Here is a 7408-nt window from a genome sequence, read left to right as displayed (position 1 = left end):
CCCGCGCACCGGTGGGCCGCACCCGGCGCGCCGGTGAGCCGTGGGCGCGGCGGTCACCCGGTCCGCGGGGGCCGGGCGGCGTTCCACAGGTGGTGCATGGCGTACGAGCGCCAGGGGCGCCAGCTCTCGGAGTCCTCCAGATGGGCCCCGGCGGCGCGGGCTCCGGCCCGTACGGCGACGTCCGACTCCAGCAGCACATCGGGGTCGCCCAGCGCCCGCATCCGGATGTAACCGGCGGTCCAGGGGCCGATGCCGCGCAGCCCCAGGAGTTCCTTCTCGGCCCGGTCGCGCTCGGCTCCGGCGTCCAGCCGCACCGCGCCGTCCGCGAGCGCGGTGGCGAGCGTGCGCAGCGTGGCGCGTCGGCCCTCCGGCATGCCCAGCTCCGTGAGCGGCGCCCCGGCCAGATCCTCCGCGCGGGGGAAGAGCCGGGTGAGCCCGCCGTCGGGCCGCGCCAGGGGTTCCCCGTACGCGGCGACCAGTGCATCGCCCAGCACGCGCCCCGCGGCCACCGAGACCTGCTGGCCGAGGACGGCGCGGACGGCGAGTTCCGTGGGATCGGCGGTGCCCGGCGACCGCAGCCCCGGCCGCGCGGCCACCAGGGGCGCCAGCGCGGCGTCGGCGCCGAGGCGCTCGGCGACCGCGTACGGATCGGCGTCCAGGTCGAACAGGCGCCGTATCCGCTGGATCGCGGTGGTCAGATCGCGCAGCTCGGTCAGGCGCAGCCGGCACTCCAGCCAGCCGTCCCCGGGCCGTTCGTCGACCTCGACGACGGCGCAGGCGTGCGGCAGCCGCAGGGTGCGGCGGTAGGTCCGGGCGCCGGGGGCGCCCACCATCTCCTCCACCCCGGCGAGGGCGCGCCGGGCGAGGTAGTCGAAGACCTGCGCGGTGTCGTACGGGCCGCGGTAGGCGAGCCGCAACGGCACCCCGGCCGCCCCGCCGCTCCCTCTCGGCACTCCGCCGCTCGCCCTCGGCACCATGCCGCTCGCTCCCGGCAGCGCCCCGCCGCTCGCCCCCGGCACCCCGTCGGCCGCTTCCGCGGGCCCGGACCGGGAGGGTTTCTCCGGCCGGGCGGCGCGCAGTTCGGTGGGGGTGGCGGCGTAGATCGCGCGCAACGTGTCGTTGAACTGCCGGACGCTGGAGAACCCGGCCGCGAACGCGATCTCCGAGGCCCGCAGGTCGGTGGTCCGCAGCAGGATCCGCGCGGTGTGGGCGCGCTGGGCGCGGGCGAGCGCGACCGGTCCGGCGCCGAGTTCGGCGGTCAGCTGCCGCTGCACCTGCCGGGCGCTGTAGCCGAGCCGCGCCGCGAGCCCGGAGACCCCCTCCCGGTCCACCACCCCGTCGCCGATCATCCGCATCGCACGGCCGACGGAATCCGCCCGCGCGTTCCACTCGGCGGAGCCGGGCACGGCGTCCGGTCGGCAGCGGCGGCAGGCCCGGAACCCCGCGCCCTGCGCGGCGGCCGAGGTCGGGAAGAACCGCACGTTCTTCCGCCGGGGGGTGGTCGCGGGGCAGCTCGGACGGCAGTAGATCCCGGTCGTGGTGACACCGAAGAAGAACTGGCCGTCGAACCGCGCGTCGCGGCTGCACACCGCCTCGTACCTGCTGTCCTCGCTCATCACACCCTCCACTGTGCGCCACGGCGGCGGAGTGCGCTGGCGGAAATCGGACACGGCGCTCACGGTCCGGTGAGCGCCCGCCGCCTTTCCCCGCGCGGCGTCCGGTCCCGAACCGCGCGGCCTGGTGGATGCCTGGTGCGCTGCGTGGGCCAGTACGCCAACATCAGCGTCTTCGACGTCGCCGACAACGAGACCCTGCACCGGATCCTGTGGAACCTGCCGCTGTTCCCGTACCTGACGATCGAGGTCACGCCGCTGGCCCAGCACCCCTCCGACCTCGCCGCCGGCGAGACGAAAAGGGCGGCCAGGGCATGAGCGGGCCGCCACACCACGAGGTCTCCGGTCCGCCGGACGCGCCCCTGCTGGTCCTCGGGCCCTCGCCGGGCACGTCCATGAGGGTCTGGGAGCCTCATCTCCCGGCCCTGAACGGGCTGTTCCGGGTGGTGCGCTTCGATCTGCCCGGACACGGCGGCTCCCCGACCGCACTGCTGCCGGACCCGGCACCCGGTGGCACGGCGGTGGCCGACCTCGCGGACCTGGTGCTCGCCCTGGCCGACGCGCACGGCCGGCCCACCTTCCGGTACGCACCGCGGCGCGGGACGTGCCGAGTGGCAGGGCCCTGTTGGGCACGTCCGGCGCGTGGTGGTGGCGCGGTGGTGGTGCGTCCGGGGTGTGGTGGCCGTGTGGCGCTTCCGGGGTGTTGGTGGCCGTGCGCTGTCGGGCGCGTCCGGGATGTGGTGGCAGTGCGCTGTCGGGCACGTCCGGCGCGTGGTGGCCGTGCGCTGGCCGTGTGGTGGTGGCGCGTCCGGCGCGTCGTGGCCGCGCTCGTCGACGACCGCGACCGCGACCTCCGGCGGGGAGTCGCGGCCGCGTCCGGCCGGATCCCGCGGCTCGCGACCCCCGCGGCTCGCGGCCCCCGTGGCCCGCGGCACGGCCCCAGGGCCCGGCGCTCATGCGGTCATGGCGGCGGGGAGGCGGTTCACGCGGTGCGCTGGTCCTTGACCCTGCGGAGCTTGCCGACCGAACGCTCCAGGGACTCCGGTGCCACGATCGCCACCTCCACGCTCAGGCCGACACCGTCCTTCACGCCCCTGGCGATGGCCCGGGCGGCGGTCTCGCGCTGCTCCGGTCCGGCATCGGGCCGCGCCTCCACGCGGATGGTCATGTGGTCCATCCGGCCCCGGCTGGTGAGCTGGATCTGGAAGTGCGGGGTGACACCGGGGGTGCGCAGCACGATCTCCTCGATCTGCGTGGGGAACACATTCACCCCGCGCACGATGATCATGTCGTCGCAGCGGCCGGTGATCTTCTCGATGCGGCGGAACCCGGGCCGGGCCGTTCCGGGCAGCAGGCGGGTCAGGTCCCGTGTGCGGTAGCGGATGACGGGCAGCGCCTCCTTGGTGAGGGAGGTGAAGACCAGTTCACCGCATGTGCCGTCGGCCAGGACCTGGTCCGTGATCGGGTCGACGACCTCCGGGTGGAAGTGGTCCTCCCACACGTGCGGACCGTCCTTGGTCTCCACGCACTCCTGCGCGACGCCCGGACCCATCACCTCGGAGAGCCCGTAGATGTCGACCGCGTGGATGTCCATGCGCTCCTCGATCTCGCGGCGCATCTCCTCGGTCCACGGTTCGGCGCCGAAGATGCCGATCTTCAGTGAGGTCGAGCGGGGGTCGACGCCCTGCCGTTCGAACTCGTCGAGCAGGGTGAGCATGTAGGACGGGGTGATCATGATGATGTCCGGTGCGAAGTCCCGGATGATCTGCACCTGGCGGGCGGTCATGCCGCCCGAGGCGGGGATGACCGTGCATCCGGCCCGCTCGGCGCCGTAGTGGGCACCGAGGCCGCCGGTGAACAGGCCGTAGCCGTAGCTGATGTGGACCTTGTGTCCCGGGCGGCCGCCGGCCGCGCGGATCGAGCGGGCGATCAGGTCCGCCCAGGTGGACAGGTCCCGGTCGGTGTACCCGACCACCGTCGGACGGCCGGTGGTACCGCTGGAGGCGTGGATGCGCCGCACCTCGGACATGGGCACGGCGAACATGCCGAAGGGGTACGTCTCGCGGAGATCGGCCTTGGTGGTGAAGGGGAACCGCGCCAGATCCTCCAGCGACCGGCAGTCACCGGGCACCACCCCGGCGTCGTCGAACTTCGTGCGGTACAGCTCGACGTTGTCGTAGGCGTGCCGCAGCGTCTGCCGCAGGCGGCGCAGCTGGAGGTCCCTCACCTCCTCACGCGACATCCGCTCCGCGTCGTCCAGCAGCTCCGCCGGAAGGGGCTCACCCCGGCGCGGCGGGGCGGCCGCCGGGGTCGTCAGGTCACTGGTCATCGCGGCTCCTCGGGTCCGTGCTCCGGATGCTACGGCTGCGGCCGCGGAACTCCGCGATCACCGTGTCGCCGCGGGCAACGCTCACGTCGTAGAGGCCGCTGCGGCCGAAGCGGGTGAGCTCCCGGGCGGTGGCCACCAGGACGTCTCCCTGGTACGCGGGGGCCACGAAGGTGATGTCCGCCCCGGACGCGACGGTCACCGGGCCGTGGCTGTTGCACGCGCAGGCGAAGGCGGTGTCGGCGAACAGGAACAGGTATCCGCCGTGGGCGGTCCCATGGCCGTTGACCATGGCCGCGGTCACGGTCATGCGGAGTACGGCGGTTCCGTCGCCCTGCTCCAGCACCTCGATGCCGAGCAGCCGCGAGGCCCTGTCCGCGGCGAACATGCGTGCTGCGGGCCCCGTGGCCGATTGCATGGCTTCCGTCACGTTTTACACCACCTTGTGTACCGACCGAACATTCGGTTAGCGTGCGGCAGGGTCAAGTAATCAAGCCACGCCGTCGCCTGTCAAGAGGTGAGCCACATGCCGTACGCGGCCACTGACGTGCCCGGCTTCTCCGCACCGCGGGCGCCGGCCGCCGCCGAGGAGGCGGCCCCGGCCGCGGGCGCGCACCTGTCCGGGAACCTCACCGGCCGGGTCTTCGCCGGCCGGTCCGCCGCCTTCGGTGACGTCCGCGGCAGCGCGGCCGGCCCCGACGGCGCCATCCGCTCCGGCGCCGCCTTCGTCACCGGCCGCCCCGCGGCCCTCCGCTCCCGCCGTCCCGCCGTCGCCGCCCCCGAGGAGTCCGCCTGATGCCCGAAGACGTCTGCCTGATCGACGGAGTCCGCACCCCCCAGGGCCGCTACGGCGGCGCCCTGGCCTCCGTCCGCCCCGACGACCTGGCGGCATGGCCGTGACCGATGGCCGGCGCGTCGCCGTCCGCGCGGTCGCCGTCCGCGCGGAGAACCGACCGCGTTCCGGCGGTTGCCGGAACCCGGGGGGCTCGTCGTATCATGTACCGAACGAACGGTCGGTTGGGATAGGTGGTAGGGATGACTGCACGGCAGGCCGGCTCGTCGGCGGAGGACGGCGCGCCCCCCGGACGCCGGGCGCACGGCGACCTCCAGGAGCTCTTCGACGAGACCATCGCGCGGGACCAGCGGATCGAGCCGCGCGACTGGATGCCCGACGGCTACCGCAAGACCCTGATCCGGCAGGTGGCCCAGCACGCCCACTCGGAGATCATCGGCATGCAGCCCGAGGGCGAGTGGATCACCCGCGCGCCGTCGCTGCGCCGTAAGGCGATCCTGTTCGCCAAGGTCCAGGACGAGGCCGGACACGGGCTCTACCTGTACTCGGCGGCCGAGACCCTGGGCGCCGACCGCGCGGACCTCACCCAGCGGCTGATCGAGGGGCGCCAGAAGTACTCGTCGATCTTCAACTACCCGACCCCGACCTTCGCCGACGTCGGCGTCATCGGCTGGCTCGTGGACGGCGCCGCCATCTGCAACCAGGTGCCGCTGTGCCGCAGCTCCTACGGCCCGTACGCCCGCGCCATGGTGCGCATCTGCAAGGAGGAGTCCTTCCACCAGCGGCAGGGCTACGAACTGCTGATGACGATGATGCGCGGCACCGGCGCCCAGCGCGAGATGGTCCAGGACGCGGTGAACCGCTGGTGGTGGCCGTCCCTGATGATGTTCGGCCCGCCCGATGAGGACTCGCCCAACTCGGCGCGGTCCATGGCCTGGAAGATCAAGCGGCACAGCAACGACGAGCTGCGCCAGCGGTTCGTGGACATGACCGTGCCACAGGCCGAGAAGCTCGGCGTGACCCTGCCCGACCCCGAGCTGCGCTGGAACGAGGAGCGCGGCCGGTACGACTTCGGCACCCCCGACTGGGCCGAGCTGAAGCGAGTGATCAGCGGCGACGGGCCGTGCAACGCCGAGCGCGTGGCGCGGCGCCGGGCCGCGCACGAGGAGGGCGCCTGGGTGCGCGAGGCGGCCGCCGCGCACGCCGCCAAGCGGGCCGCCCGGCAGCGGAAGGGAGTGGCGGCATGAGCGAGACGCGGACGACGAGGGGCGACTGGCCGCTGTACGAGGTCTTCGTCCGGGGCAAGCGCGGGCTCAACCACGTCCACGTCGGCTCCCTGCACGCCGCCGACGACCGGATGGCCCTCACCCACGCCCGCGACCTGTACACCCGGCGCAACGAGGGGGTGAGCATCTGGGTGGTGCGCTCCGAGCACATCACCGCCTCCACCCGCGACGAACGGGACCCCTTCTTCGACCCCAGCGCCGACAAGGTCTACCGGCACCCCACCTTCTACGACATCCCCGACGACGTCCCGCACATCTAGCACCCGCACATCGAGGAGCAGGCAATGAGCGACGATCACGTCTACCTGTCCCTGGCCGAGGGGCACGGGGACGGTGACGCCCGCTGGGCCTTCGGGACCGGTTTCGAGGACCCGCTGCACGGCGTGAGCACCGCCGTTCCCGAGGACGTCGACCGGGCGGAGCTGGCCGCGCTCTGCCTGGCGCTCGGTGACGACGCACTCGTCACGGCCCAGCGCCTGGCCGAGTGGACCACGCGCGCACCGGAGCTGGAGGAGGAGGTGGCGCTCGCCAACATCGGGCTCGACCTGCTCGGCCAGGCCCGCCTGCTGTACGCCCGCTGCGGGCAGGTCGACGGCACCGGACGCGGTGAGGACGCCTACGCCTACTTCCGCGACGCGGACGACTTCCGCAACGTACGCCTGGCCGAACTCCCCAATGGCGACTTCGCGTTCACCATCGCCCGCCAGCTGGTGTTCGCCAGCTGGCGGCTGGCCCACTTCCAGCGGCTCACCGCCTCCGCCGACCCGGTGCTCGCCGCCGTCGCCGCCAAGGGCGTGAAGGAGCTGACCTACCACCGGCAGTACGCGGCGGAGTGGTTCGTCCGGCTCGGTGACGGCACCGAGGAGTCCCACCGGCGGATGCGGGCCGGCCTCGACCAGGTGGCCCCGTACCTGGGCGAGTTGTACGCCGCCCACGAGACGGGGACGGAGGTCCTCGCCGTCCTGCGGCAGGCCGGCGAGGCCGCGGGGCTGCCCCTGCCGGACGCGCCGCCGCTGCCCGGTTCCGGACGCCGAGGCGACCACACCGAGCACCTCGCCCCGCTGCTGGCGGAGCTGCAGAGCGTGGCCCGAGCCCACCCGGAGGCGGCGTGGTGACCATGCCGACCATGCCGACCATGCCGACCCCGCTGACCGGCGTCCGGCGCGCCCGGCACATCGCCGCGCGGGTGCCCGACCCCGAACTGCCCATGCTCACCCTCGCCGACCTCGGTGTGCTGCGCGCGGTGACGATGACACCCGACGGCACGGTCGTCGCCGACCTCACGCCGACCTACTCCGGCTGCCCGGCCATGTCCGAGATGCGGGCCGAGGTGGCGGCGCGGCTCAGGGACGCCGGCTATGAGCGCGTGGAGGTGCGCACGGTCCTCGAC

9 protein-coding genes are annotated in these 7408 nt (G+C 73.8%); 6 read left to right on the top strand and 3 right to left on the bottom strand.

The features are described 5' to 3' along the window. Window positions 1-53: 53 nt before the first annotated feature. A complete protein-coding gene (locus tag AXW62_RS12430) occupies window positions 54-1616 on the bottom strand; it encodes an AlkA N-terminal domain-containing protein (protein ID WP_060944565.1) in 1563 nt (520 codons plus the stop codon). Window positions 1617-1751: 135 nt separating this feature from the next. Between AXW62_RS12430 and AXW62_RS12425 the strand changes: the two genes are divergently transcribed. Next, a complete protein-coding gene (locus tag AXW62_RS12425; protein WP_252368576.1) occupies window positions 1752-1931 on the top strand; it encodes a muconolactone Delta-isomerase in 180 nt (59 codons plus the stop codon). A 664-nt stretch (window positions 1932-2595) separates the two neighbouring features. Here the strand turns inward: AXW62_RS12425 and paaK are convergent. Further along, on the bottom strand, window positions 2596-3942 hold the full coding sequence (gene paaK, locus AXW62_RS12420) for a phenylacetate--CoA ligase PaaK (protein ID WP_060944564.1): 1347 nt from the start codon (window positions 3940-3942) through the stop codon (window positions 2596-2598). After that, window positions 3932-4357: a hydroxyphenylacetyl-CoA thioesterase PaaI gene (gene paaI, locus AXW62_RS12415; RefSeq protein ID WP_107406271.1), complete on the bottom strand. Its 426-nt coding sequence runs from the start codon at window positions 4355-4357 to the stop codon at window positions 3932-3934. The genes paaK and paaI overlap by 11 nt, the downstream gene beginning before the upstream one ends. Window positions 4358-4465: 108 nt before the next feature. On the opposite strand from paaI, the gene AXW62_RS12410 reads away from it, so the two are divergent. From AXW62_RS12410 to AXW62_RS12390, 5 genes are all read left to right on the top strand, one after another. Beyond that, window positions 4466-4735, top strand: coding sequence for a hypothetical protein (locus tag AXW62_RS12410; RefSeq protein ID WP_060944562.1), 270 nt, complete (start codon window positions 4466-4468; stop codon window positions 4733-4735). Between the two features lie 239 nt (window positions 4736-4974). Continuing rightward, on the top strand, window positions 4975-5979 hold the full coding sequence (gene paaA / locus AXW62_RS12405; protein ID WP_060944561.1) for a 1,2-phenylacetyl-CoA epoxidase subunit PaaA: 1005 nt from the start codon (window positions 4975-4977) through the stop codon (window positions 5977-5979). Next, the gene (gene paaB, locus AXW62_RS12400) at window positions 5976-6278 is read left to right on the top strand and encodes a 1,2-phenylacetyl-CoA epoxidase subunit PaaB (protein WP_030825212.1); all 303 of its coding nucleotides are present in this window, start codon (window positions 5976-5978) and stop codon (window positions 6276-6278) included. The genes paaA and paaB overlap by 4 nt, the downstream gene beginning before the upstream one ends. A gap of 24 nt (window positions 6279-6302) precedes the next feature. Then, window positions 6303-7133, top strand: coding sequence for a 1,2-phenylacetyl-CoA epoxidase subunit PaaC (paaC, locus tag AXW62_RS12395; RefSeq protein WP_060944560.1), 831 nt, complete (start codon window positions 6303-6305; stop codon window positions 7131-7133). 20 nt (window positions 7134-7153) lie between these two features. Then, a partial coding sequence (locus tag AXW62_RS12390) for an iron-sulfur cluster assembly protein (RefSeq protein WP_159060855.1) occupies window positions 7154-7408 on the top strand: 255 nt, incomplete at its 3' end.

It is taken from the genome of Streptomyces hygroscopicus subsp. hygroscopicus, from assembly GCF_001553455.1.
In the GTDB taxonomy this organism is placed as follows: domain Bacteria; phylum Actinomycetota; class Actinomycetes; order Streptomycetales; family Streptomycetaceae; genus Streptomyces; species Streptomyces hygroscopicus.
Note: the sequence above shows the minus strand (reverse complement) of the source record. Positions and strands in the feature narration are given on the sequence as shown.